This window comes from Pseudomonas laurylsulfativorans (genome assembly GCF_002906155.1).
Classification (GTDB): Bacteria; Pseudomonadota; Gammaproteobacteria; order Pseudomonadales; family Pseudomonadaceae; genus Aquipseudomonas; species Aquipseudomonas laurylsulfativorans.
This window is the reverse complement of record NZ_MUJK01000001.1, coordinates 1,114,988-1,138,499: the sequence shown is the minus strand read 5'-3', so window position 1 is coordinate 1,138,499 and position 23,512 is coordinate 1,114,988. Positions and strand designations below refer to the sequence as shown.

General features: G+C 60.7%; 22 protein-coding genes and 1 tRNA gene. 14 read left to right on the top strand and 9 right to left on the bottom strand.

The features are described 5' to 3' along the window. Positions 1-53: 53 nt before the first annotated feature. Together leuD and leuC are read right to left on the bottom strand one after the other, a co-directional pair. On the bottom strand, positions 54-662 hold the full coding sequence (gene leuD / locus B0D71_RS05045; protein ID WP_103393757.1) for a 3-isopropylmalate dehydratase small subunit: 609 nt from the start codon (positions 660-662) through the stop codon (positions 54-56). A gap of 3 nt (positions 663-665) precedes the next feature. After that, the gene (gene leuC, locus B0D71_RS05040) at positions 666-2,087 is read right to left on the bottom strand and encodes a 3-isopropylmalate dehydratase large subunit (RefSeq protein WP_103393756.1); all 1,422 of its coding nucleotides are present in this window, start codon (positions 2,085-2,087) and stop codon (positions 666-668) included. 337 nt (positions 2,088-2,424) lie between these two features. Between leuC and B0D71_RS05035 the strand changes: the two genes are divergently transcribed. The 5 genes from B0D71_RS05035 (at position 2,425) to B0D71_RS05015 (ending at position 8,686) form a co-directional block, all read left to right on the top strand. After that, positions 2,425-3,558: a C45 family autoproteolytic acyltransferase/hydrolase gene (locus B0D71_RS05035; RefSeq protein ID WP_103393755.1), complete on the top strand. Its 1,134-nt coding sequence runs from the start codon at positions 2,425-2,427 to the stop codon at positions 3,556-3,558. A 67-nt stretch (positions 3,559-3,625) separates the two neighbouring features. Next, complete coding sequence (locus B0D71_RS05030; RefSeq protein ID WP_103393754.1) at positions 3,626-4,567, top strand: ABC transporter permease; 942 nt, start codon at positions 3,626-3,628, stop codon at positions 4,565-4,567. Positions 4,568-4,581: 14 nt separating this feature from the next. Beyond that, positions 4,582-5,436 carry an ABC transporter permease gene (locus B0D71_RS05025; protein ID WP_240635680.1) on the top strand — a complete coding sequence of 285 codons (855 nt, stop codon included), beginning with the start codon at positions 4,582-4,584 and terminating at the stop codon, positions 5,434-5,436. Next, positions 5,436-7,067, top strand: coding sequence for a dipeptide ABC transporter ATP-binding protein (locus B0D71_RS05020; protein WP_103393752.1), 1,632 nt, complete (start codon positions 5,436-5,438; stop codon positions 7,065-7,067). The genes B0D71_RS05025 and B0D71_RS05020 overlap by 1 nt, the downstream gene beginning before the upstream one ends. Positions 7,068-7,132: 65 nt before the next feature. Next, positions 7,133-8,686 carry an ABC transporter substrate-binding protein gene (locus B0D71_RS05015; RefSeq protein WP_103393751.1) on the top strand — a complete coding sequence of 518 codons (1,554 nt, stop codon included), beginning with the start codon at positions 7,133-7,135 and terminating at the stop codon, positions 8,684-8,686. 3 nt (positions 8,687-8,689) lie between these two features. On the opposite strand, the gene B0D71_RS05010 is transcribed toward B0D71_RS05015, so the two are convergent. After that, on the bottom strand, positions 8,690-9,310 hold the full coding sequence (locus B0D71_RS05010; RefSeq protein WP_240635669.1) for a GntR family transcriptional regulator: 621 nt from the start codon (positions 9,308-9,310) through the stop codon (positions 8,690-8,692). A gap of 107 nt (positions 9,311-9,417) precedes the next feature. Here B0D71_RS05010 and B0D71_RS05005 point away from each other — a divergent pair, with 107 nt between their 5' ends. The 4 genes from B0D71_RS05005 (at position 9,418) to B0D71_RS04990 (ending at position 13,950) form a co-directional block, all read left to right on the top strand. Continuing rightward, positions 9,418-10,257, top strand: a complete 840-nt coding sequence (locus tag B0D71_RS05005) for an alpha/beta hydrolase family protein (protein ID WP_103393750.1) — start codon at positions 9,418-9,420, stop codon at positions 10,255-10,257. Between the two features lie 158 nt (positions 10,258-10,415). Further along, positions 10,416-11,039 carry an NIPSNAP family protein gene (locus tag B0D71_RS05000; RefSeq protein ID WP_103393749.1) on the top strand — a complete coding sequence of 208 codons (624 nt, stop codon included), beginning with the start codon at positions 10,416-10,418 and terminating at the stop codon, positions 11,037-11,039. Between the two features lie 307 nt (positions 11,040-11,346). Beyond that, positions 11,347-11,727: a RidA family protein gene (locus B0D71_RS04995; RefSeq protein WP_103393748.1), complete on the top strand. Its 381-nt coding sequence runs from the start codon at positions 11,347-11,349 to the stop codon at positions 11,725-11,727. Between the two features lie 234 nt (positions 11,728-11,961). Next, complete coding sequence (locus B0D71_RS04990; protein WP_103393747.1) at positions 11,962-13,950, top strand: peptidase U32 family protein; 1,989 nt, start codon at positions 11,962-11,964, stop codon at positions 13,948-13,950. A 41-nt stretch (positions 13,951-13,991) separates the two neighbouring features. Here the strand turns inward: B0D71_RS04990 and B0D71_RS04985 are convergent, their stop codons facing one another. Both B0D71_RS04985 and B0D71_RS04980 read right to left on the bottom strand, forming a co-directional pair. Then, positions 13,992-14,573 carry a hypothetical protein gene (locus B0D71_RS04985; protein ID WP_240635668.1) on the bottom strand — a complete coding sequence of 194 codons (582 nt, stop codon included), beginning with the start codon at positions 14,571-14,573 and terminating at the stop codon, positions 13,992-13,994. 114 nt (positions 14,574-14,687) lie between these two features. Then, positions 14,688-15,116: a hypothetical protein gene (locus tag B0D71_RS04980; RefSeq protein ID WP_103394023.1), complete on the bottom strand. Its 429-nt coding sequence runs from the start codon at positions 15,114-15,116 to the stop codon at positions 14,688-14,690. Positions 15,117-15,439: 323 nt separating this feature from the next. Here B0D71_RS04980 and B0D71_RS04975 point away from each other — a divergent pair. Then, a tRNA-Gln gene (locus tag B0D71_RS04975) sits at positions 15,440-15,514 on the top strand. A 220-nt stretch (positions 15,515-15,734) separates the two neighbouring features. Here the strand turns inward: B0D71_RS04975 and B0D71_RS04970 are convergent. After that, complete coding sequence (locus B0D71_RS04970) at positions 15,735-16,397, bottom strand: glutathione S-transferase family protein (protein ID WP_103393745.1); 663 nt, start codon at positions 16,395-16,397, stop codon at positions 15,735-15,737. Between the two features lie 155 nt (positions 16,398-16,552). On the opposite strand from B0D71_RS04970, the gene B0D71_RS04965 reads away from it, so the two are divergent. Continuing rightward, positions 16,553-17,485 carry a GlxA family transcriptional regulator gene (locus B0D71_RS04965; RefSeq protein ID WP_103393744.1) on the top strand — a complete coding sequence of 311 codons (933 nt, stop codon included), beginning with the start codon at positions 16,553-16,555 and terminating at the stop codon, positions 17,483-17,485. A 102-nt stretch (positions 17,486-17,587) separates the two neighbouring features. After that, the gene (locus B0D71_RS04960; RefSeq protein WP_103393743.1) at positions 17,588-18,562 is read left to right on the top strand and encodes a nitrilase-related carbon-nitrogen hydrolase; all 975 of its coding nucleotides are present in this window, start codon (positions 17,588-17,590) and stop codon (positions 18,560-18,562) included. Positions 18,563-18,777: 215 nt separating this feature from the next. On the opposite strand, the gene B0D71_RS04955 is transcribed toward B0D71_RS04960, so the two are convergent. Further along, positions 18,778-19,284, bottom strand: a complete 507-nt coding sequence (locus B0D71_RS04955; RefSeq protein ID WP_103393742.1) for an HvfX family Cu-binding RiPP maturation protein — start codon at positions 19,282-19,284, stop codon at positions 18,778-18,780. Positions 19,285-19,632: 348 nt separating this feature from the next. On the opposite strand from B0D71_RS04955, the gene B0D71_RS04945 reads away from it, so the two are divergent. Beyond that, positions 19,633-21,135 (top strand): aldehyde dehydrogenase family protein, encoded by a 1,503-nt coding sequence (locus tag B0D71_RS04945; RefSeq protein ID WP_103393741.1) that lies wholly within the window; start codon positions 19,633-19,635, stop codon positions 21,133-21,135. Positions 21,136-21,196: 61 nt separating this feature from the next. Here B0D71_RS04945 and B0D71_RS04940 read toward each other — a convergent pair whose 3' ends face one another. Next, positions 21,197-21,856 carry a carbonic anhydrase gene (locus B0D71_RS04940; protein ID WP_008046959.1) on the bottom strand — a complete coding sequence of 220 codons (660 nt, stop codon included), beginning with the start codon at positions 21,854-21,856 and terminating at the stop codon, positions 21,197-21,199. A gap of 61 nt (positions 21,857-21,917) precedes the next feature. Then, on the bottom strand, positions 21,918-22,385 hold the full coding sequence (gene cynS, locus B0D71_RS04935) for a cyanase (protein WP_103393740.1): 468 nt from the start codon (positions 22,383-22,385) through the stop codon (positions 21,918-21,920). A gap of 123 nt (positions 22,386-22,508) precedes the next feature. On the opposite strand from cynS, the gene cynR reads away from it, so the two are divergent. Continuing rightward, a complete protein-coding gene (gene cynR / locus B0D71_RS04930; protein WP_103393739.1) occupies positions 22,509-23,390 on the top strand; it encodes a transcriptional regulator CynR in 882 nt (293 codons plus the stop codon). Positions 23,391-23,512: the final 122 nt, after the last annotated feature.

The following is a 23,512-nucleotide window of genomic DNA, read 5'->3' as shown; positions in this document are numbered from 1 at the left end:
TTGGGGCCGCTCCGCAGCCCAGCGGGAGCAAGCTCCCTCGCCACGGGTTTCCGTCAGCCCAACCAAGGGTTTTCCGCCAGGTGCAGGGCCTCGAACTGGCGAATCTGCTCGGCCCGTTGCAACGTCGTGCCAATGGCATCCAGCCCCAGCAGCAGCGATTGCTTGCGCAACTGATCGATCTCGAACGCAATCACATTGCCGTCCGCCAGTTCGATGGTTTGCTCCGGCAGATTGACGCTGATTCGAGCCGTTGCCGGGTCACTCGTCAACGCGGCAATCTGCTTGAGTTGATCGTCGGATAGCTGAATCGCCAACACCCCATTGCGCTGGCAGTTATCGTAGAAGATACCGGCGAAACTGGTGCCGATCAGTGCGCGGATGCCGACTTGCTTGAGCCCCCAGACCGCGTGCTCGCGGCTCGAACCACAGCCGAAATTGGGCCCCACCACCAGAAACGCAGCCTCGTTCCAGGCCGGTTGGTTGAGGATGAATCCGGGGTTGGGCTCACCAGACTCCAGGAACCTCAGGTCAAAGAACACACCCTTGTCCAGGCCCTTGCGATCAATCCCTTTGAGGAACTGCTTGGGCATGATCACGTCGGTGTCGATGTTGGCGGCCAGAAGCGGGGCGGCACTGCCGCTGACGATAGTGAAAGGTTGCATGGTTCAAGCCTCCAGCGCGAAGGTGCGCACGTCGGTCAAATGCCCGGTAATCGCTGCGGCGGCGACCATGGCCGGGCTCATCAAGTGGGTGCGCGCGCCGGCGCCCTGGCGGCCTTCGAAGTTGCGGTTGGTGCTTGAAGCGCAGCGATCGCCGGGGGCGAGCACATCGTCATTCATCGCCAGGCACATCGAGCAACCGGACTGGCGCCATTCGAAACCGGCATCGAGGAAGATCTGCGCCAGGCCTTCGTCTTCAGCCTGGTTTCGCACCAGCGTCGAGCCGGGCACGATCATCGCCCGCACGTGCGCCGCCACCCGTTTGCCGCGCACGACGCGGGCGACATCGCGCAGGTCTTCGATGCGCGCATTGGTGCAGGAGCCGATGAAGGCATGGCTGATCACTACGTCGCTCAGCGGCATGCCCGGTTCCAGGCCCATGTAGTTCAGGGCGCGTTGCATGCCCTGGCGCAGGATCAGGTCCGGCTGCGCGGCCGGGTCCGGCACATGTCCGCCCACCGGTGCGGCCTGATCGGGGCTGGTGCCCCAGGTGACCATGGGTTCCAGGGTCCCGACATCCAGGCTGACTTCTCGATCGAACAGCGCATCGGCGTCGCTGTGCAGGCCTCGCCATTTCACGACGGCCTGTTCCCACAGTTGGCCTTGAGGGGCCCGGGGCTTGAGTTGCAGATAGGCAAAGACCTTGTCATCGGGCGCCATGAACGCGCCTCGGGCGCCGGCTTCGACGGCCATGTTGCAGATGGTCATGCGCGCTTCGACGCTGAGGTCGTCGATTGCCGGGCCGGCGAACTCGATGGCGTAACCGGTGGCGCCGGAAGCGCCGATTTTTTCGATCAGGGCCATGATGATGTCCTTGGACGTCACGCCGGGCCCGAGCACGCCGTTGACCGTTACACGCATCGTCTTCAGGCACTTGTAGACCAAGGTCTGCGAGGCCAGCAGGTGTTCGATTTCCGAGGTGCCGATGCCGAAACCGAAGGCACCCAGGGCGCCGTAGGTAGTGGTGTGGCTGTCGCCGGCGGCAACGACCATGCCGGGCAGGATAAAGCCTTGCTCGGGGGCTACGACGTGCTCGATGCCCTGGCGCTTGTCCAGCACGTCGAACAGCTCAATGCCGAAGTCGCGGCAGTTTTCCTCGAAGTAAGACACCTGACGAGCGCCCCCGGCATCCGGCATGGCGGCAGTGCGTGCCGGTGCCGTGGGATTGACGTGGTCGACGACGGCCAGCGTCGCCCCCGGACGCCACGCTTTGCGACCCGCTTCGCGCATGCCGCTGAAGGCTTGCGGGCTGGTGTACTCGTTGGCGACCTGGCGGTCGATGTACAACAGCACATGGCCCTGATCGTCGAGGGTGCACACGGTGTGACTGTCGATGTGTTTTTGGTAGAGCGTTCTGGGGCTGTGCATGGAGTGGGCTCTTCTTGTCATGCGAGATCACGGAAACCTGCCCACAGCATATTCGTCGCAAATCCTGCATCAAGCGCCATTGGGTGAAGGCATTGAACACAATTTGTGAGTAATTGATTAGAGGGTGTTGAACTCGAGCGAGGCGGGTAACCCCACACCGAGTCGTGCCACTTTTTTACACACTTGTGAATTTACTACCCGATTTTCTGAGCAAAAACAGTGCATTTCGCAGCCGGGATTTTATTGGAAATCAAATTGGCGCCAATATTGATTGGGTTTTTATGAAATTGGCCTGTTCCTTGCTCCGTGTCCTGCTCAAACAATCAGAGGGCATGGCATGAGCGGTCAATTTCCTTGTATCGAACTGAGCGGCGGGCCGTTTGCCCGGGGTATGCAATACGGCAAAGCCTGCCCGCAGATCATTGCCCGCAGCATTGAGATCTACGGTCAGCAGTTGTTGGACATGGGTTACGACTGGTCCGGTATCAAGCGCCTGGTCAATCAGTTCATCCCCAACATAGAGGCATTCGAGCCGCAGTATCTGGAGGAGATGCGGGGCATCGCCGAAGGCTCGGGTCATGATTTTGAAGCCATTGTGCTGATCAACGCGCGTACCGAGATCATTCATCTGGGGCGGCGTTCGATGCAGGACAAACCGGAACTGGACGGCTGCACCGGCGCAATCATTCTGCCGGAGGCCACGGCGAACAACGAAGTGCTGCACGGCCAGAACTGGGACTGGCGCATGGAATGCGCGGAGACGGGCGTGGTCCTGCACATTCGTCGTGACGATGGCCCGGACCTTTTGACGTTTACCGAAGCGGGCGGTCTGGCGCGTGCGGGCATGAACTCCATCGGCACCGCAATTACCGGCAACAACCTGGAGTCGGATCGCGATTACCAGGCGCTGGGTGTGCCGTTGCCGTTGATTCGACGCAAGGCGCTGGAGGCCAACCACTTTGCTTTGTCGATGAAAGCGGTGGCGGTGACGCCGAAGTCGGGCTCGAACAACATGATGCTCAGCCACGCGGCCGGGTTTGGCATCAATTATGAGTGCGCGCCGGATGAAGTCTTCCCGTTGTACGAAGTCGACGACCTCATAGTGCACGCCAATCATTGGCGCAGCCCGGTGGCGCAGGTCAAGCTGAAGAACACCGGCATCGGTGGCGCACCGGAAAGTTTCTATCGCGATGTCCGCGTCGAACAATGCCTCAGGCCGTTTCATGGCAACCTGACGCTGGAACATCTCAAAAACGCGTTTTTCGACGATTTCGGCAAGCCGTTTGCCGTCTGTCGGCCACCGCGCCCAAGTTCGAGCGGTGAGGACAACCTGTCTGCAACGGTGGCAATGATCCTGATGCGACCGGCCAGCGGCTTCATGGAAATTGCCTCGTTGCCGGCGATCAACCGCACGTTTGGGCAGTACCGCCTTGAGATGGAGTCCGACTACGCACGCTACGCCACCTGGTAAGCACCGAACTGTTGCCCGTTTGTGATCTGCCCGATCCCGGGCTGCGTATCAACATCGAGGAACCCACATGTTTCGTTTGATCGTTCAGCGTCTGGCCATGGCGGTCCCGACGCTATTGCTGATCTCAATTGCGGTCTTCGCAATGATCCGGCTGATACCCGGTGACCCGGCGCTCCTGATGCTGGGTGATATGGCCGATCCGGCCAGCCTGATCAAATTGCGTCAATCCCTGGGGCTGGACCAGCCGTTGATCGCGCAGTACCTGATCTGGCTCAAGGCATTGTTCCAGGGGGATCTGGGCGTTTCGATCACCAGCCATGAAGCGGTTCTGCCGCTGGTGCTCGAACGATTCAGTGTCAGTGTGACCATCGTGCTGACAGCGGTGGCGCTGGCGGCCCTGATTGCCGTGCCTTTGGGCATGCTCGCGGCGTGGAAACAGGACACGCTGGTTGATCTGGGACTGGTCACCACCGCGACGCTGTTGCTGTCGATCCCCGGCTTCTGGATGGGCCTGTTGCTGCTGTATGTGTTCGGCCTGGAGCTGGGGTGGTTGCCAGTGGTGGGGTACGTGCCTTTTTCCGCGGATTTTGGCAAGGCACTGGCCTACATCATCTTGCCGGTGACCACGCTGGTGTTGCATGAAAGCGGCGTGATTATCCGCATGCAGCGCGCCAGCTCGATTGAAGTGCTGCGCCTGGACTACATCGCCCACGCACGGGCCAAGGGTTTGTCGGAACGTGCCGTGCTGTGGCGCCATACCTTGCGCAATGCATTTGCACCGACCTGGACACTGATCGGCCTGATCCTCGGCAACCTGCTGGGCGGGATCGCGGTCATCGAAACGGTGTTCACCATCCCGGGTATCGGTCGCCTGATGGTCGATTCGATCTACGCCCGTGACTACCCCGTCCTGCAGGGCTGCCTGTTGCTCATCACGTTTGTCTACGTGCTGGTCAACCTGCTTGTCGACTTGATGTATCCGCTATTCGATCCCCGGGTGAAAGCATGAAGACCTTAAGCGAAATGGCTGCGCCTCCCGTGACTGAGCCTTTGGCCCGCGCTCAAAAGCGTCCACTCTCGTTCAACGCGCTGATCGGCGGCGGCCTGGTGTTGCTGCTGGTGATACTCGCGGTGGCGGGCATTGTTTGGACGCCCTACGACCCGCTGCGCCTGGACCTGGCCAACCGCTTCCTGGCGCCATCCTGGTCGCACATCCTGGGCACCGACGAGTTCGGGCGCGATGTGTTCAGCCGGATCATCATCGGCGCGCGCACCAGTTTGTGGATCAGTCTGTTGACCGTGTTGCTGGCCATCAGCATCGGCACGCTGTTTGGTCTGCTCGCCGGTTACCTGCGGGGCTGGACCGATCGCCTGTTGATGATGGTCAACGACGCGCTGCTGGCGTTCCCGGGCATGCTGCTGGCGCTGGGCTTGCTGGCGATTGTCGGGGCCAGTCAGTACGGCATCGTGCTCGCGCTGGGCCTGGCCTACATCCCGACAGTCGTGCGGGTGGTGCGCAGTACCGTGTTGTCGCTGCGCGAGCGGGAGTTCATCGAAGCCTCCCGGGTCATTGGCAACGGTGAGCTCTACACCATGTGGCGGCACATTGCACCGAACTGCGTCGCCCCCCTGATCGTGCTGGCAACGAGCATGTTTGGCTGGGCGATCCTGTCGGAGAGTGCCTTGAGCTTTCTCGGCCTGGGCGTTCCGCCTCCGGCCGCCACCTGGGGAAACATGCTGGCCTCCAGCCGTCCGCATCTGGTCACTGCACCGTGGCTGGGTTTCTTCCCCGGTCTGATGATTTCAATCGCCCTGATCGGCATCAATCTTTTCGGTGACGCCTTGCGTGATCGCCTTGACCCCCGGATGAGTCGCTAATGGATACCGTCAAGCCTTTGCTTCGCGTCAGTAATCTTTGCATCCAGGTGGCCAGCGATGGACCGTTGGCGGTCGACCACCTGAGTTTCGACATGGCACCGGGCGAGATCGTCGCGCTGGTGGGGGAGTCCGGCAGCGGCAAGACCATGGCTGCGCGTGCGGTCATCGGCTTGTTGCCGCCGCCCATGCGCGTTGCCTCCGGTCGTATCGAGTTTGCCGGCAACGATCTTTGCACCTTGTCTTCCGATCAAATGCGGGATGTGCGTGGTGCGAAGATCGGGATGGTGTTCCAGGAGCCGATGGTCTCGCTTAACCCGACCCTGACCATTGGCCAGCAAATGGCCGAGGGGTTGCGCCTGCACACCGACCAGGATGAAAAAACCATCCTCGCCCGGTCGCTGGAGATGCTGCGGCGCATCGGTATCGATGATCCTGAGCGTTGCCTGAAAGCGTTTCCCCACGAGTTCTCCGGCGGTATGCGGCAACGCATCATGCTGGCGTCGGTCATGTTGTTGCGCCCGGCGTTGTTGATTGCCGACGAGCCAACCACGGCCCTCGACACGCTTGCCCAGGCGGACGTGATCGAGCTGATGCTCGATCTGACGCGGGAGGAAGGCACGGCGATCCTGTTCATCAGCCATGACTTGTCTCTGGTGGTGCGCCATGCCCACAAAGTCGTGGTGATGCGCAGCGGCAAGGCCATCGAAAGCGGTCCGACCGAGCAGATTCTGCTGGGTCCAAAGGCCGAGTACACGCGGCAGCTGCTTGAGGCGCTGCCGACCCGAGGCAACCTTGACAGCGCGCCTGTGGCCGCGCCTCTGGTCGATATCCGCAATGTCACCATCGAACATCCGGGTCGCCAGGGTTTCCTGCTGCGCGGTAAGCCCAAGCGCGCGGTGGACGGGGTCAGCCTGCAAATCTCTGCCGGTGAAACGTTGGCGCTGGTCGGCGGCAGCGGCTCGGGTAAAACCACCCTCGGCCGGTCGGTGGTCGGTCTGGTGAATCCTGTTGCCGGCGAAATTTTCTTCGATGGCGTCGACATCCTCAAAAGCGCCAACCGTGAGCACCGCCTGCAATGCCAGATGATCTTTCAGGACCCGGTTTCATCCCTTGATCCACGCGCGAGGATCTCCGAAATTCTTGCCGAACCGTTGCGTCATGTGCCGGGACTCAGTCACGAGGAGCGCGCCGAACGGGTACGCACCATCCTGCATGATGTGGGGCTCGCGCCGATCTTTGCCGAGCGCTTCCCGCACCAGCTCTCCGGTGGTCAGCGTCAGCGGGTGGCGATTGGTCGGGCGCTGATTCGGCATCCCAAACTGGTCATCGCCGACGAGCCGATTTCCGCCCTCGACATGACCATCCAGAAGCAAATTCTCGAACTGTTCGAGCGGCTGCAAAAGCAATACGGCTTTGCCTGCCTGTTCATTTCCCACGACCTGGCGGCGGTGGAGCGCATTGCCCATCGCGTGGCCGTCATGCAACAAGGCCGGCTGGTGGAGGTCGGCACCACCGCGCAAGTGTTCGATGACCCGCAACACGCCTTTACCCACCGACTGCTGGCGGCGGCCAATCCGTTGGTGCGGCAGGCCGATGGCAGTTATCAGCTGCGCAGCAACGTAGCCGTATGAAGGATTTCAAGGCCGTCACGTCGGTGGCGGCAAGAACCCGTTACAGCTCACTCAAGGACTCGTATATGAATCGTTTTCTGGTAAACGCTCTGACCCTGAGCATGATGACCGTGCTCGGCTGCGGTGCCGCCCAGGCGCAAACTCTGCGTCTGGCGATGAACTCCGATATTCGCAGCCTCGACCCCGGCGTCAACCGTGACGACCGCTCCGACGCGGTCGTGCTGCACATGGTTGAAGGGTTGGTAGCGTATGGAGAGAAGGGCGAAGTCAAACCACTGCTGGCGCAGAAGGTCGATGTGTCCGCCGATGGCCTGACCTACACCTTCACCTTGCGCGAGGGCGTGAAGTTCCATAACGGCGAGCCCCTGACGGCCGCCGACGTGCTGTGGAGCTGGAACCGCGACATGGACCCCAAGACCCAGTGGCGTTGCTTGCCGGAATTCGACGGCAGCGGCCTGACCAAAGTGACCAAAGTCAGTGCACCGGATCCGCATACGGTAGTGATGGAACTGGAAAAGCCCAGCGGCATGTTCCTGGCCACGCTGGCGCGTACCGATTGCGGCGGCACTGCCGTGCTGAACAAGGCCTCGGTCAATGCCCAGGGTGAGTTCGTCTCGCCGGTCGGCACCGGTCCCTATCAGTTGGGCGAGTGGAAGCGCGGGCAGTACGTCACGCTGACCAAATTCGCTGGCTACCAACCGTTGTCCGGGCCGCGCGACGGCTACACCGGCGGCAAGAACGCACTGGCCGATGAAGTGCGGTTCGTGATCATTCCCGATCAGGCGACGGTCAAGGCTGCGCTGTTTTCCGGGGACCTGGACATGGCCGAGGTGACGGAAACCGATCTGCCGGAAATCAAGGCGCACGACAAACTCAAGGTGTCGACCGCCCCCAGCGCGACCATGAATGTACTGATGTTCCAGACCCGCGATCCATTGCTCAAGGACAAGCGCATGCGCCAGGCCATCGCGGCCGCCATCGATGTCAAGCAGCTGGTTGCGACCACCAGCAATGGTTTCGGGGTGCCCAACAACTCCATCATCAGCGTCGCCTCCAACTACTACGGCCCCAGCGAACAGAAGGGTTTCACCTACGACCCGCAGAAGGCTGCAACGCTGTTGCAGGAAGCGGGTTACCGCGGCCAACCGCTGACGATCATCGCCAACCGGCGTTCGATGGTGCCCAGCTATGACCTCGCAATCATTACCCAGGCCATGCTCCAGGCCGTGGGGATAAACGCCCAGGTCGAAGTGATGGAGTGGGGCACCCAGCTCGAGCGTTACCAGAGCGGGCGTTATCAGTCGATGTCCTTTACGTATTCGGCGCGCTTCGACCCGGCCCTGAGTTTCGAGCAGGCGACCGGCAACAAGGACAAGGAGTCGCGCAAGGTCTGGGAAGACCCGGTGGCGATCGAGATGTTGGGGCAGGCCTTGAAGGAAGGGGACGTCGCCAAGCGTCAGTCGATCTTCGACCAGTTGCATGAACGCTTCATTGACCAGGTGCCGATGATCGTCATGTACAACGGCCTCGACATCGTCGCACTGAACGAGAAAGTCGAGGGCTATGACGCCTGGATCGGGCAGAAGCCGCGCCTTTGGGGCGTCAGCGTCAAGCCCTGATCTTCACGGTTGCAGTGGGGTTTGACGAATGTGTGCCGCGATCAGCCGCTTGAGATGGTCGCGGTCATCGTTACGCAGGGCTTCAAGGATCTGGAAGTGTTCGCGGCTCGACTGCTCGGCACGCAGGTGCGTGCGCCAGGTGCCACCTGGAGACGACGGTGGCCGGCTGCGAATCTCTTCAATGAACTCGATCATGACCCGGTTGGTGCACATGTCGTAGATGCCGCGGTGAAACTCCAGGTTGGCGATGTAGCACTCCTGCATCGTGCCTTCGTTCACCAGGCGGGCAAAGCGTTGGGCGATGACGTCCAGTGCCTGCAGACGCTCTTCGGTGACGACCATCTGGTCGACGGCGGCGCACTCGAGGGCGATGCGCACTTCGCGGGTATCGGAGACCTGGGTCAGGTCAGGGGTGTGTACGTAGTAACCCCGATTGGGGATGTGTTCGACCATGTTCTTCTGGACCAGTTGGTCCAGCGCCCGGCGGATGTCCAGCCGTGTTGCGCCGTAACGCAGTTCAAGGTCGATCTGTTTGAGCCAGCTGCCGGTCGGAAGCACGCCGGCATTGATGTCGTTTGAAATCAGCAGCACCAGTTGGCTGCGATCGGTGGTTTTTTTGTTCAAGGATGACTTCCACAAATCTTGGTCGTGGGCGTGTGAGTCGTCAGCCGTGCACGACCCTTACCCGCTGTAGTTATCAATAATGGCACAGTTATCAACGAGGTTTCACAATGTTGAGCAACCAACAAGACACTCCAGAAGCGCGGCATCGCCAGATGTACTATCGCGGCAGCACCACCATCTTTTCCTGCCGCAAGGATCCGCGTTTTTCCTATTGCCTGTATGTTCCGCAAACCTTTGACCAGGCACCTGAAGGCCATCGCCTGCTGGTCGCCGTGCATGGTACCGGACGTACGATGGTCGAGTATCGGGACGCGTTTGCCGAGTTCGGCCGCTTCAACCGCTACATCATTCTCGCGCCGCTGTTTCCAGTCGGTCCATTGGGTGACGGTAACCCGCACGGTTTCAAGTACCTGAAGGAAGGCGACATTCGTTATGACGAAGTCCTGCTGGCCATGGTCGAAGAAGTGAGCGCCGCGTTGAACACGTCGTTCGAGCGGTTTTCATTGTTTGGCTATTCCGGCGGTGGCCATTTCGCCAACCGGTTCTACTACCTGCACCCCGAGCGCCTGCGTTCAGTTTCCATTGGTGCGCCGGGCTCGGTGACCTTGATCGACGAGAGCCGCGACTGGTGGGTGGGCACTGGCGGGATCGAGGCTATTTTCGGTAAAAGCCTGAACCTTGAAGCTCTGCGGGAAGTGGATGTGCAATTGCTGGTGGGCGCCGCTGACCTGGAAACCTGGGAGATCCATTACGCTCCCGGTTCAGTGCAATACAAGGAAGGCATCAACGATGCGGGGCGCACCCGGGTCGAGCGCAATGCAACACTGGCACGCAACCTGGAGGCCCATGACATTCGGGTCCAGCAGGATATCGTTCCCAACACCGCGCATGCCGGTGTGTCGGTGGTGCCTTACGTGCAGGATTTCCTGTTGCAACTGGGCGCGTAACCAAATTAGCGCCGTTGGATCGTGTTCGACGGCTCTTTGGTAAAGAAACTACCTAGCTTCCTGCGGCAATTACCGTCAGCGATGGTGATTGCCTCAATATTCAGCGTCCGGGGACTGCCATAGGCTGTGGGCTTTGAAAGCCGTTCGCCGGAGTCGCTATGCGTTTTTTTGAACTGATCACTTTTACCGTGCGCGTGCGCACGGTGGCCGATGCGCTGGTACGCATCGAGACAGCGTTGGCGAAGCCGCAAGTCGGCGGCACGTTGATGGGCTGCTGGGCCTCGGAGATCGGCCAGTTGAACCAGATTGCCGTGCTGCGCGGCTATGGGGACGAAAGCCTGCGGCAAGCCGAGCGCGAGCGTTTCCTGCTGGGGGGCGAGGTCTTCGGTATCGGCGAATTCATCAGCGATCTGCGCATCGAAAACTACACGCTGTTTCCCTTCCTCGAACCCTTGAGCGCCGGCCAGCATGGTTCGTTCTATGAGTTGCGCGTCTACGACTTGGTCGGCAGCGGCTTGCAGCCGACCGTCGACGGCTGGAGCAAAGCCATCGTGGCACGGACCGCCGAGCAGTATTCGCCGGTATACGCGGCGTTCTACGCCACCGACGGTGCGCTGCCGCGCTATCTGCATATCTGGCCGTGGGCCAGCCTTGAACAGCGCTTGCAGGTGCGCACCCAGGCGGTCGCCGACGGCGTCTGGCCGCCGGAAAACTCCGGCCCGCAACTGCGCGACATGCGCTCGACGATCTACCTGCCCGCGAAGTTCTCGCCCTTGCAGTGATGGTGGGCACACCAGTGTCTGCGGTCGTTGTCCTCAGAATCGATCCAGCCGGTACGCCACCGTCGCCGGCAGGTCGTGGGGCTGGGCGCCGGTCAACGGAGCGGCCATTTGCGCAATGCTTCCAGTAACCGGTGCCAGGCACCCAGGCTGTTTTCATTGAGCGCGCGGATGCCGGCCACGGTGCAGTACCGCCAGGCCACCGGGCACGCGCAACCGTCCGCTCTGGATTAGCGACGCGCCGGGCACGGCCCTGTAAACTGGCGGCGCAAAAGGCACCTGCCTCACCCCATCAAGCAAGAGAGCTCCCATGGCAAACCACGACTTGACCTTTACTCCCGACCTCGATGCCGATTCGATTTCCTCCGACGTCGTCGGTTTCGGCGGTGTGCTGGTCTCCACCCAGATCCCCACCCGCGCCGACGGCAGCCTGGAACTGGGCGACATCACCCTGCAAAGCGAATGCACCCTGCAAGCGCTGAAGGTCGCGCTGGAGCGTGCCGGCAGTTCCATGGATCGCGTGATGCACTTGACTATCTACCTCACCGACATGGCCGATCGCGCCGCGTTCAACGAGGTCTACAAGCGTTTCTTCGCCAAACCATGGCCGGTGCGCGCTGCTGTCGGGGTTGCCTCGTTGGCAGTTGAAGGCATGCGCGTGGAAGTGACCGCGATGGCGGCCAAGGCCTGAATTAACACCACAAGACCCTGTAGGAGCGAGCCTGCTCGCGATGAACATAAGGGCGACGCGTGCATACAGAATGCCCGCGTCATCGTTAACGTCCATCGCGAGCAGGCTCGCTCCTACAGGGATTCAGGCAGGTCAGGTCCACTCAATGCGCCATCGGGCAGCACACGGGTGCCGGTCAGGTGTTTCGCCGCTACAATGCACGCCTCGACCGTGATAAGCCTGACTAAAAAAACTATGTCTTTGCCCAAACATCACCTGGAACTGCTCAGCCCTGCCCGCGATGTTGACATCGCCCGCGAGGCCATCCTGCATGGCGCCGATGCCATCTACATTGGTGGTCCGAGCTTCGGGGCTCGCCACAACGCCTGCAACGAAGTGAGCGATATCGCCCAATTGGTGGAATTTGCCCGTCGCTACCACGCGCGCGTGTTCACCACCATCAATACGATCCTGCACGACAACGAACTGGAACCGGCCCGCAAGCTGATCCACCAGTTGTACGACGCCGGCGTCGATGCGCTGATCGTCCAGGACCTGGGTGTGATGGAGCTGGACATTCCGCCGATCGAACTGCACGCCAGTACCCAGACTGACATCCGCACCCTGGAGCGGGCGAAGTTCCTCGATCAGGCCGGTTTCTCGCAACTGGTTCTGGCCCGTGAGCTGAACCTCCAGGAGATCCGCGCCATCGCCGACGAAACCGACGCGGCCATCGAGTTCTTTATCCACGGCGCGTTGTGCGTGGCGTTTTCCGGCCAGTGCAACATTTCCCACGCGCAGACCGGGCGCAGCGCCAACCGTGGCGACTGCTCGCAGGCTTGCCGTCTGCCGTACACCCTCAAGGACGAAAAGGGTGGCGTGATCGCTTACGAAAAGCACCTGCTGTCGATGAAGGACAACAACCAGAGCGCCAACATCCGCGCCCTGGTCGAGGCCGGCGTGCGTTCGTTCAAGATCGAGGGTCGCTACAAGGACATGGGCTATGTGAAGAACATCACGGCCTACTACCGCCAGCGCCTCGACGCCGTGCTCGAAGACCGTCCGGACCTGGCCCGTGCTTCCAGCGGCCGCACCGCGCACTTCTTCCTGCCCGACCCGGAAAAAACCTTCCACCGTGGCAGCACCGATTACTTTGTCACTGACCGCAAGATCGATATCGGTGCCTTCGACTCGCCGACCTTCACCGGTCTGCCGGTGGGTGTGGTGGAGAAAGTGGCCAAGCGTGACATGCAGGTCGTGACGCACGAACCGCTGTCCAACGGCGACGGTCTCAATGTGCTGGTCAAGCGTGAAGTGGTGGGTTTCCGCGCCAACATCGCCGAACCCAAAGGCGAGTTCGAGGAGGACGGCGAGAAGCGCTATCGCTATCGCGTCGAGCCCAATGAGATGCCGGAGGGGATGTACAAGCTGCGTCCCAACCATCCGCTGAACCGCAATCTGGATCACAACTGGCAACAGGCGCTGCAAAAGACCTCCGCCGAGCGTCGCATTGCCCTTAGCTGGGTCGCCCGCCTGCGTGAAGAACAGCTGGAACTGACCGCTACCAGCGAGGAAGGCATCAGCGCCAGCGTCACTCTGGACGGCCCGTTCGGTGCCGCCAACAAGCCGGAACAGGCGCTGGAGCAATTGCAGGATCTGCTCGGCCAGTTGGGTACCACGCAGTACCACGCCATCGACATCAAGCTGGACGCGTCGCAGGCGTACTTCATTCCGAACTCGCAGCTCAAGGCCTTGCGCCGTGAAGTGATTGAAGCCTTGACCCAAGCGCGGGTCGCCGCGCACCCGCGTGGCAGCCGTAAAGCCGAAACCACACCGCCGCCGGTATACCCGGACTCGCACCTGTCGTTCCTGGCCAACGTCTACAACCAGAAGGCCCGCGACTTCTATCACCGCCATGGCGTCAAGCTGATCGATGCGGCCTACGAGGCCCACGAGGAGCCGGGCGAAGTGCCGGTGATGATCACCAAGCACTGCCTGCGTTTCTCCTTCAATCTGTGCCCGAAACAGGCCAAGGGCGTCACTGGCGTGCGCACCAAGGTCGCGCCGATGCAACTGATTCATGGCGATGAAGTGCTGACGTTGAAGTTCGACTGCAAGCCTTGCGAGATGCACATCATCGGCAAGATGAAGGGCCACATCCTCAACCTGCCGCAACCGGGCAGCGTGGTCGGTCACATCAGCCCCGAAGACCTGCTCAAGACCATCCCGCGCGCGCCGCACTGAGTGACCGGTGAGCGCGCTGCAACGGCGCGCTCACCTGTTGTTCAATACCCTGTGTAGTTGAAGTAAACGACGGCCACGGCAACGGCGAGGCCAAACGCTGCCAGGGCTTTTGTTTGTGCGGTTGCCTGAAATTCGCTCGGCGCTTGCTCATCGGGTTGCGAGTACGCGGTGGCGTTCTGGCGGCGCTGCAGCATGGCCCCATAGCTGTAGCGCAAGCCGATCAGCAGGGACATGGCTATCAGACCGAGGATCAGCCAACGTGCCGTTGCCGGTTTTTCAGCGGCGGCCAGGCTGTTCTCGTGTTCACAGGCCGCGCTATTGAACTCGATGACAGAAATGGGCTGGTTGTTTGTCAGGGGCTGCTTTGCATCACTGCGCATCACCGCCATTTGCTCCAGGTCCAATGCCTGATACTTCCAGAGTGTCGTCGATCCTTCCCGGCAATAAGTGAACGCAACGGGGTTCGAGGCGCCGATGATGCACGCGTCATTGATGCCGATTTTTTTCAGGGTTTCCGTCGCGGACCGTGTGAAGTCCAGTTCGAGGACTGGAATGACGCCGTTGGCAGACACCGCGACCGACACCAGCAGGCTCGCCATGGCGCAGAGGATTGATGTTTTCAAAGTTGGGGCGTCCTCGTTTTTAGTAGTTTTATTGTTATAAACGCGGAGTCTGGTTGCTACTTGCTTGTGCTGAAGTCTAGACGCTGGCGACAAACCTGGTGCTGGCGGTCGACACTATCCACAGGTGTCGGCGACGGCTTTTTCAGCCCGTTTGAATTCCTGTTTGACGTCGGTGCGGATGCGTTGCTTTTTGAGTTCCTGGCCGAGGAAGGGTTGATCACCCCGGGACTGGACTTCTGCGTCTTCGGCCGATATCTGCGCTTCGATGGCAGCGGCGTGCTTGTCGATGACGGCATTGACCTCTGCTTCATTCTTGGCTGTATCAAGTGCCAGGACCAGTTGCCCGGCCTCGGCTTTTTCGGCTTCGGCATAGGCTTCGACCGTCAACCCGGAAGCCATGGCCCGCACCTGGGTTTCCAGGCCGTTGAGATGCTCCCGGGCGGCCCTGCAGACCGCTTCCTGTCGCTGGCTCTCGATGTGTTCCCAGGTGTTGAGCCCATAAATCGCGGCCCCGACCACCAGGAGAGTGGAAAAGGTGCCCATCAATTTGCCTTTCACATTTGGCGTCCTCAAATGGCAAAGGAAGGGTTGTTGCGCAATCGAGTCCGACTCCATTCCCTAAAAGAAAAGCGTAGCAGACGAGGTCGGGCTGAACGTACGCTGATCACTCTCCCGGGATTCGACTCAGCACTAAGCGTCTGTTTTAAAAAAACAAATTCTTTTAAAGGGGCTTCCCAGACGAGGAAAAAGTTGGTAAATTTCCGCCCACTCTTGCACAGGCCCTCAGGGAGCCTGTCATGCAAGCAGGCAACAGCACTTGTTGCCACTCAAGAAAGCGAGTGCCAGGCACTCATCGCAACAGATACAGGGGCGTCGCCAAGCGGTAAGGCAGCAGGTTTTGATCCTGCCATGCGTTGGTTCGAATCCAGCCGCCCCTGCCATTTTTTCTTCCAGCGCAATCAGATAACACTCGACCGACGGTTGTTATTCGCCGATTCGCCGGTTTTTTGCGTTCGTTGTTCATACCCCGGATGTTCCCTTGCCAACCAGCGTTCGGCCAAGGCTCGCGGGTGTTCTTTTTGCTGATCCCCATGATCCATTCTCGATGGAGCAAGGGGATTTTTCGTTTTTGCCTCCTATTCCTCTACTGCACGGGTGCCTCTACCGAAAGCGCTCCGGGATGGACTCGGCAAACGGATACCAGGAAAAAAAGGGGCTTGCCTCGTCGATGACCCGCGCGACCGAGGGTCTTTGGGTCAACCTGTCGAAATAAGCACTCAAGTGGTGATGCTCGTCGGCAAAGGGTACGAGGGTGCTGGCGTAGAAGAGCGCCGGGGCGGCGGCGCAATCGGCCATGCTGAACGCCGGGCTGGCCACCCAGGTTCTTGCCGTCAGCTGACGTTCAAGCATGCCGTACGCGGTTGTCAGCGCTGCGCGTTCGCGGGTCAGGTCGCCGTTTGCGGCATTCATTCGGTCTGCGACGATCTTCTGCATCGGCACCTGCACATGGAGGTCGAAAAAGCGATCCCACAGCCGTACTTCCAGGGCGGCTTCCCAATCGAGCGGAATCAGTTGTGCCTGACCGGGATGAAGCCGGTCCAGATATTCGATGATCACACTCGACTCCGGTACATCTTTTTGCCGGGTGTGATCGCGGAGCACCGGGAATTTGCCGATCGGCCACAGCGCTTGAAGCTCGGCCCGGTCTGCGTCGTTGCCCAAATCCATGATCCGTTTTTCAAACGCGATGTCCAGTTCATAGAGCGCGATCAGCGCTTTGTGGCAGAACGATGAGAGCGGATGGAAATAAAGAGTCAGTGACATCTTTCAATTCCTCGGTGAGATGCAGACCATTTTATTATCCGTCGCTATCGGCCAATGCGCGAGGCGCTCCGCCCTGTGTCCGGTGCGAGCTGTCCGGGTTAAAGTGCAGGTTCTGGCCTGAATCTCGGGCATGCCACGTTTAGGGTCATATCACCATGCACCAGATCGGACTCATTGTTTACCCCGGTTTTCAGGTTCTGGGCCTGGCCATGTGTGCCGCCTTTGAGTTGGCCAACAGTGCCGGTGACGAGCCGCTGTATCGCATGGCATTGCTGTCAGAAACGGGTGGGCTGGTGCAGACGTCCGCCGGTTTCGCCGTGCAGACCGAAGCGTTCGACCAGCGCGGGTTCGATACGCTGCTGGTCATGGGCGACAACCTGATTCGCCCAACCACGCCGGGCATGCTGGAGTTCTTGCGCCGCGCCAGTCTCGGCACCCGGCGTCTGGGATCGATTTGCACCGGGGCGAATGCATTGGCGGAGGCCGGTTTGCTCGATGGGCGAAGGGCGACCACCCACTGGGCGCATGTACCGGCCTTTCGCAAGGCGTACCCGAACGTGAAGGTCGAGGAAGACCGGATCTTCATCAACGATGGTCACCTGTGGACCGCGGCGGGCATGAGCGCTTGCGTGGACCTGGCTTTGGCGCTGGTAGAGATGGACCTGGGGGGCGACGTTGCCCGCAAGGTCGCACGGCAATTGGTGGTGTACCACCGGCGTTCCGGCGGGCAGTCGCAGTTTTCGGTGATGCTGGAACTGGCCCCCAAGACCGATCGGATACAGGCCGCGCTGAACTACGCCAAGCAGAATCTCAAGGCCGCGCTGACGGTCGAGGAGCTGGCCAGCGCGGCCAATCTCAGCCCTCGGCAATTCAGCCGGGTGTTTCATGCCGAAACCGGCCAGTCTCCGGCCAAGGCCATCGAAAGCCTGCGGGTCGAGTCGGCCCGGTTGATGATGGAAAGCGGCAGGCACTCCATCGATGTGGTGGCAGCGGACACGGGTTTTGGTGATCGGGAACGCATGCGCCGTGCATTCATTCGTGCGTTCGGGCAGCCGCCGCAGGTGATTCAGCGTGCCAGTCGGGGCTGACTTTATGATGTCCTGAAAGGTGGTGTATACGACATTCAGGACTTAATATTATTATTGTAATATTGATCTCGTTGAAGCGTTTCCCTCACTGAGATCACCGCCATGACCCTCGTCAAAGCCGCCGCCGTACAAATCAGCCCTGTCCTTTACAGCCGAGAAGGCACCGTCGACAAGGTGGTGCAGAAGATTCTCGAACTCGGCGAACAGGGCGTGCAATTCGCTGTGTTTCCGGAAACTGTCGTGCCGTACTACCCGTATTTTTCCTACGTGCAGTCGCCGTTCGAAATGGCTGGCGAACACCTCAAGCTGTTGGACCAGGCTGTCACCGTGCCTTCGGCTGCCACCGATGCCATCGGCGCTGCGGCCAGGCAAACCGGCATGGTCGTGTCCATCGGCGTCAACGAGCGCGATGGCGGTTCGCTGTACAACACGCAATTGCTGTTCGATGCCGACGGCGCGCTGATCCAGCGTCGCCGCAAGATTTCCCCGACCTACCACGAACGCATGATCTGGGGCATGGGCGACGGCTCCGGCCTGCGGGCCGTCGACAGCGCGGTAGGGCGTATCGGCCAATTGGCCTGCTGGGAGCATTTCAATCCGCTGGCCCGTTATGCCTTGATGGCCGATGGCGAACAGATCCATGCGGCCATGTACCCGGGGTCGTTTGCCGGTCCTTTGTTCGCCTCGCAAATGGAAGTCAGCATTCGCCAGCATGCCCTGGAGGCAGCGTGCTTTGTGGTCAACGCCACCGCGTGGCTGTACCCGGAGCAGCAGGCGCAGATCATGGCCGACACCGGTTGCGCCATCGGCCCGATTTCTGGCGGTTGCTATACCGCGATCGTCAGTCCGGATGGCACAGTGCTGGGTTCGTTGCAGGAAGGAGAGGGCGAGGTGATCGCTGACCTCGACATGGAGCTGATCGACAAGCGCAAACGCATGATGGATTCCCGCGGCCACTACAGCCGTCCGGAACTGCTGAGCCTGCTGATTGACCGCACACCGCAATCCCATGTGCATGAACGCAGTGCGCATCCGAAGGTGGTCGAAGAAACCGGGCTGGAGGAAGTGATTCGCTAGCTCCGGGCAAAAAAACAGGGGACTTCATGGAAGTCCCTTTATTTTCAGCGTGGGCCCGGTCCCTTGTAGGAGCCAGCTTGCTGGCGATGGTCGTTAACGATAACGCGTGTGAACCGGGTAAACGCGGCGCACTTGAGGCTATCGCCAGCAAGCTGGCTCCTACAGGTATTGCGTTGCGTGAAGAACCTTTTTTTGCCCGCGTTGCAGCTTTCGTTTCAGCGACGCCAGATGAAACGAGCCAACAGCGCATCGATGCTGAGCTTGCCGCCACCGGACAGCAACAGCGGTGTGAAGGCCACAAGGTAGATCAATGGCAGCTTGAAGTTGCCGTAACCCTTGTTGCTGATGGCATAGCCCTGGGCAAGTTCACTCAGGGTATGCCAGTCGGCGGGCCAATGGATGGCGGCGGTGGCAACGAGCGTCACCACCATCAGGCTCAACGCGGAGAAGCGCGTGCCCAGGCCCAGCAGTAAGGTCATGGAAAAGATCAGTTCGGCCCACATCGACAGTTCCCAGTTCAACGTGGCTGGAATGTGGTCGAAGGGAAACGGGAAGCGTTGCTGGATATCGGCGAACCAGTTCTGTCCGTTGAATTTCTCCAGGCCGGACTCGAGGAATTCCCAGGCGAGGAACACCCGCAGCGCCAGGGGCGCAACCCAGTCGCCGGCACGGTCGAGGTTCAGGTGCAGGCCTTTGACGGCCGAAGAAATGGAGGTGCTCATGGCGTTGATCTCTTTCAGGTCAGGGAGGCGGGGCAATGGCATGCCCCGTGAGTTGAGCGCTTTGACCGGTTTGGCCAATCGACAGGTGAATTTGATCAGCGGGGTGTATCTGCGGTGTGTCGTTGTGGCGGGGTTTTGAGTGTGGGGTGTGTCAGGGGCGGGGCTGTATACATTGAGGTACGTAACCTGGCACCACTGACTTATTCCTGTGGGAGCGAGCCTGCTCGCGAAGAGGCCATTCCATCCAGCATCAATAGCGCCTGACACTCCGCCATCGCGAGCAAGCTCGCTCCTACAGGGAAATTGCTATACATTTTCCGGCCACCCACAGCATGGTGATACCGCTTCATGTCTCTTGCGCTCGAACGTCTAGTCGCTGGCACGCCAATCCCTTTCGCCGGTAACCGTGTCACTGTCGTCAGCCCCGAACTGGCGCAACGCTTCCAGCCCGGTGACCACCTGCTGGTGGAGCAGGTTAGCGGCGAGTTGCTGTTGATCCCTGTGGCGGACCAGCAGGCGGCCAACGTCGCGATCGAGCGTGCCCAGGCGGCGTTTACTGCGCTGTCGGCGGTTTCCGATCAAGCCATCAGCGCCTTTTTCGACCGGTTTGCCCAACGCCTGGAAACCCCGGAATGCTGGGCGCTGATCGAGGCCGCCAACCTGGCCGACATCGAGCGGGCCAAGGCGCGTGGTCGCTCGACCACCCGCTTGCTGGCCGATGAGCGCATGCGTCGCGACATGATCGCCGGCCTGCGCGCCTGGCGTGATGCAGCCGCCAGCCGAGGCAAAGTGATCAGTTGTGTCGAGCACGATGGCTGGAAAGTCGAGCAAGTGGTCTCGCCGTTGGGCATCGTCGCGTTCGTCTTCGAAGGCCGGCCGAATGTGTTTGCCGATGCGGCCGGTGTGTTGCGCACCGGCAACACCGCGGTGCTGCGCATCGGCAGTGATGCGTTGGGCACGGCCCAGGCGATCGTTACCCACGCGCTGAACCCGGCACTGGTCGACGCTGGCTTGCCGGCCGGTGCGGTGTCGCTGGTGGAAAGCGTCAATCACGCCGCCGGTTGGGCGATGTTCGCTGACCGGCGCCTGTCATTGGCGGTGGCCCGTGGTTCTGGTCGCGCTGTCAGTCAGTTGGGCAGCATCGCGCAACAGGCCGGTACGGCAGTCAGCCTGCATGGCACCGGTGGCGCCTGGCTGATTGCCAACGCCGATGCCGATGCCCGGCGCTTTGCCGCCGTGGTGCGCAACTCCCTGGACCGCAAGGTCTGCAACACCCTGAACGTCTGCCTGATCCACCGCGATCGCGCCGCTGAGCTGGTGCCGCTGTTCCTCGACGCATTGAAGCAGGCCGGCACCGCTCGGGGGCAGGGCTGCAAGCTGCACATCGTCGAAGGCAGCGGGTCGCACCTGCCGCAAGACTGGCTGACTGCATCGGTCGAGGTGTACCGCGCCGAAGGCTATCAGACCGAGGCACAGGCCGAACCATTGCCGGAAGACCAATTGGGCCGCGAGTGGGAGTGGGAAGAAACCCCGGAAGTCAGCCTGAAAATCGTCGACGACCTGGACGGCGCCATTGCCTTGTTCAATCGCTACAGCCCGCAATTTACCGTGTCGTTGATCAGTGAAGGTGCCGAGGCTCAGGAGCGTTTCTACAACGCCGTCAACGCGCCCTTTGTCGGCAATGGCATTACCCGCTGGGTCGACGGCCAGTACGCGCTGAACAAGCCGGAACTGGGGCTTTCGAACTGGGAGAGCGGGCGCCTGTTTGCGCGCAGTGCGATTCTCTCGGGTGATGGCGTGTTCACGATCCGTAGCCGCATGACCCAGATCGATCTGGGCGTCAAACGCTGAGAGAGCCGGAGCCGTGACCGCTGCAAGGGCGGTCACTTTTTCGATCAGGCCGCGGTGCTGATCAAGCGGCTTTGATCGCTTTGGCCGATACGGCACATGTGCCCGGATGCTCGACCAGCGACACGAAGCTTCGGCTGTCGGCATCCAGCGCGTCGATCGAACCGGTCTCGATGTCGTACACCCAGCCGTGTAGGTTCAACAGGCCTTTTTCCTGGGCCAGCCGCACGCTTGGGTGTGTCTGGATATTGGCCAGTTGGGCGATGACATTCTCCCGAACCATCGAACTGACCTTGGCCGCTTCACTGGCGTGTGGCCGCCCCTCGTTGATCACTTTCGCCGACTCGGCGTGTTGCAGCCAGCCGCTGACGGCGGGCAGGTGATCCATGCAGGTGCACTTGGCCACGGCCGTCATGGCGCCACAGTCCGAATGGCCGCAGATCACGATGTCGGTGACACCGAGCACGGCGACGGCGTATTCGACCGTGGCCGAAACGCCACCCGGATGTGGGCTGTAGGACGGCACGATGTTGCCGGCGTTACGGATCACGAACAGTTCACCGGGTTCTTGTTGGGTCAGCAGTTCCGGCACTACACGGCTGTCGGAGCAGGTAATGAACAGCGTGCCCGGATGTTGGGTGGTGGCCAGGTGCTTGAACAGGTCGGTACGTTGCGGAAAGGCTTCTTTCTGGAACTTCAAAAAACCGTCGATGAGCGCTTTCATGATCACTTCCTCTTGGATGAGCGAGGTTCGGCCCGCACGGGGTGTGCGGGCCGGTATCAACTTAGAAAGGACGCAGGGGCAGGAACTTGCCGTCGAGGGTGATGACGGCGCGGGAGCCGCCTTCCGGATCTTCGACTTTCTTCATGTCGAGCTTGAAGTTGATCGCGCTGATGATGCCGTCGCCGAACTGCTCATGAACCAGGGCTTTGAGGGTGGTGCCATAGATCTGGATCATTTCGTAGAAGCGGTAGATGGTCGGGTCGGTCGGCACACCCGAGAGGCTGCCGCGCAGCGGGATGATCTGCAGTTGGGCCACGGCGTCGGCGTCCAGCTCCAGTTTGTCGCCGACGACTTGGGCGGCAGTTTCCGGCAGCGGGTGTTGGCCGAGCAGGGCGGCGGTGACGTAGGCCAGGCTCAAACCGGTGCCGTCGGCGAGGTCCTGCCACGACAGGTTTTTGCGCGCCTTGGCATCCAGGACAGAAGTGGTCAGGGCCAGGCTTGGGTCGTTGTAGGCATGGGACTGTTGCATGGTGATTCTCCTATCAGCAGTGGTGTTGCTTGGGTGTGGGGCCATCTTCTGCCGATCCATCCATAGCGTCCAAGATCGATATACAATGCGATCCATAAGCACTGCCTATAGATGGAGAATCCCATGTTGCTTCGACATTTGCGTTACCTGCTGGCGGTGGCCGAACACGGTGGATTCACCCGCGCCGCCGAAGTGCTGCACGTGTCCCAGCCGACCTTGTCGCAGCAGATCCGCCAACTGGAGGAAACCCTGGGTGTGAGCCTGTTCGACCGCACCTCGCGCACGGTCAAACCCACCGATGCCGGCGAGGCCTACATTGAATGCGCGCGGCGGGTACTGGTGGAGCTGGAAGCGGGCAAGCGTGCGTTGCATGACGTGAAGGATTTGTCCCGCGGCAGCTTGCGCCTGGCCATGACGCCGACCTTCATGGCCTATCTGGTAGGGCCGCTGGTGCGCGACTACGTGGCGCGCTACCCGAACATCCACCTGGAGATTTTCGAACTGTCGATGGACGAGATCGAGGCCGGGCTGGCGGATGATTCGCTGGATATCGCGATTGCGTTTGATCAGGTACGAAGCACCGACATCGAATCGATCCCGGCCTTTACCGAGACCCTGGGGTTGATGGTCGGGCGGGATCATCCGCTGTACGAGCGTCAGGAGGCGTTGTCCGCCGAAGAGGTGGCCGAGCTTGAGTTTGCCCTGCTGACCCCGGACTACATCACCCGCACCTGTATCGATGAGTATTTCGCGCAGGCGCACATCACGCCCAAGGTGGCGATTGAAGTGAATTCGGTCAATACGCTGTTGGAAGTCATCCGGCACTCCGCCATCGCCACCATCCTGCCGGAACCCATCGCCACTCAGGATCGGGCATTGCGCAGACTTTCCATGCAGGGCGCAGCGCCTGAACGTGGGGCCGCGTTGCTGCGGCGCAAGAACAACTATCACAGTGCGGCGTCACTGGCGTTTGTGGCGCTGGTGTCAGGAACCGATTTTTCCTGAACACCACAAACCCCTGTAGGAGCCGGCTTGCCGGCGATGGTCGTTAACGATAACGCGTATGAACTGGATAAACGCGGCGCACTTGAGTCCATCGCCGGCAAGCCGGCTCCTACAGTTTCCCG

What these genes read in the sequence shown, in the direction of transcription:
- B0D71_RS05000 (WP_103393749.1), top strand. Translation starts at nt 10,416, where the DNA reads ATGCGTTTTTTTGAACTGATCACTTTTACCGTGCGCGTGCGCACGGTG.
- B0D71_RS04955 (WP_103393742.1), bottom strand. Translation starts at nt 19,284, where the DNA reads ATGAGCACCTCCATTTCTTCGGCCGTCAAAGGCCTGCACCTGAACCTC.
- B0D71_RS04980 (WP_103394023.1), bottom strand. Translation starts at nt 15,116, where the DNA reads ATGGGCACCTTTTCCACTCTCCTGGTGGTCGGGGCCGCGATTTATGGG.
- leuC (WP_103393756.1), bottom strand. Translation starts at nt 2,087, where the DNA reads ATGCACAGCCCCAGAACGCTCTACCAAAAACACATCGACAGTCACACC.
- B0D71_RS04965 (WP_103393744.1), top strand. Translation starts at nt 16,553, where the DNA reads ATGCACCAGATCGGACTCATTGTTTACCCCGGTTTTCAGGTTCTGGGC.
- B0D71_RS04945 (WP_103393741.1), top strand. Translation starts at nt 19,633, where the DNA reads ATGTCTCTTGCGCTCGAACGTCTAGTCGCTGGCACGCCAATCCCTTTC.
- B0D71_RS04940 (WP_008046959.1), bottom strand. Translation starts at nt 21,856, where the DNA reads ATGAAAGCGCTCATCGACGGTTTTTTGAAGTTCCAGAAAGAAGCCTTT.
- leuD (WP_103393757.1), bottom strand. Translation starts at nt 662, where the DNA reads ATGCAACCTTTCACTATCGTCAGCGGCAGTGCCGCCCCGCTTCTGGCC.
- B0D71_RS05020 (WP_103393752.1), top strand. Translation starts at nt 5,436, where the DNA reads ATGGATACCGTCAAGCCTTTGCTTCGCGTCAGTAATCTTTGCATCCAG.
- cynS (WP_103393740.1), bottom strand. Translation starts at nt 22,385, where the DNA reads ATGCAACAGTCCCATGCCTACAACGACCCAAGCCTGGCCCTGACCACT.
- B0D71_RS04990 (WP_103393747.1), top strand. Translation starts at nt 11,962, where the DNA reads ATGTCTTTGCCCAAACATCACCTGGAACTGCTCAGCCCTGCCCGCGAT.
- B0D71_RS04995 (WP_103393748.1), top strand. Translation starts at nt 11,347, where the DNA reads ATGGCAAACCACGACTTGACCTTTACTCCCGACCTCGATGCCGATTCG.
- B0D71_RS05015 (WP_103393751.1), top strand. Translation starts at nt 7,133, where the DNA reads ATGAATCGTTTTCTGGTAAACGCTCTGACCCTGAGCATGATGACCGTG.
- B0D71_RS05035 (WP_103393755.1), top strand. Translation starts at nt 2,425, where the DNA reads ATGAGCGGTCAATTTCCTTGTATCGAACTGAGCGGCGGGCCGTTTGCC.
- B0D71_RS04970 (WP_103393745.1), bottom strand. Translation starts at nt 16,397, where the DNA reads ATGTCACTGACTCTTTATTTCCATCCGCTCTCATCGTTCTGCCACAAA.
- B0D71_RS04960 (WP_103393743.1), top strand. Translation starts at nt 17,588, where the DNA reads ATGACCCTCGTCAAAGCCGCCGCCGTACAAATCAGCCCTGTCCTTTAC.
- cynR (WP_103393739.1), top strand. Translation starts at nt 22,509, where the DNA reads ATGTTGCTTCGACATTTGCGTTACCTGCTGGCGGTGGCCGAACACGGT.
- B0D71_RS05030 (WP_103393754.1), top strand. Translation starts at nt 3,626, where the DNA reads ATGTTTCGTTTGATCGTTCAGCGTCTGGCCATGGCGGTCCCGACGCTA.
- B0D71_RS05025 (WP_240635680.1), top strand. Translation starts at nt 4,582, where the DNA reads ATGGCTGCGCCTCCCGTGACTGAGCCTTTGGCCCGCGCTCAAAAGCGT.
- B0D71_RS05005 (WP_103393750.1), top strand. Translation starts at nt 9,418, where the DNA reads ATGTTGAGCAACCAACAAGACACTCCAGAAGCGCGGCATCGCCAGATG.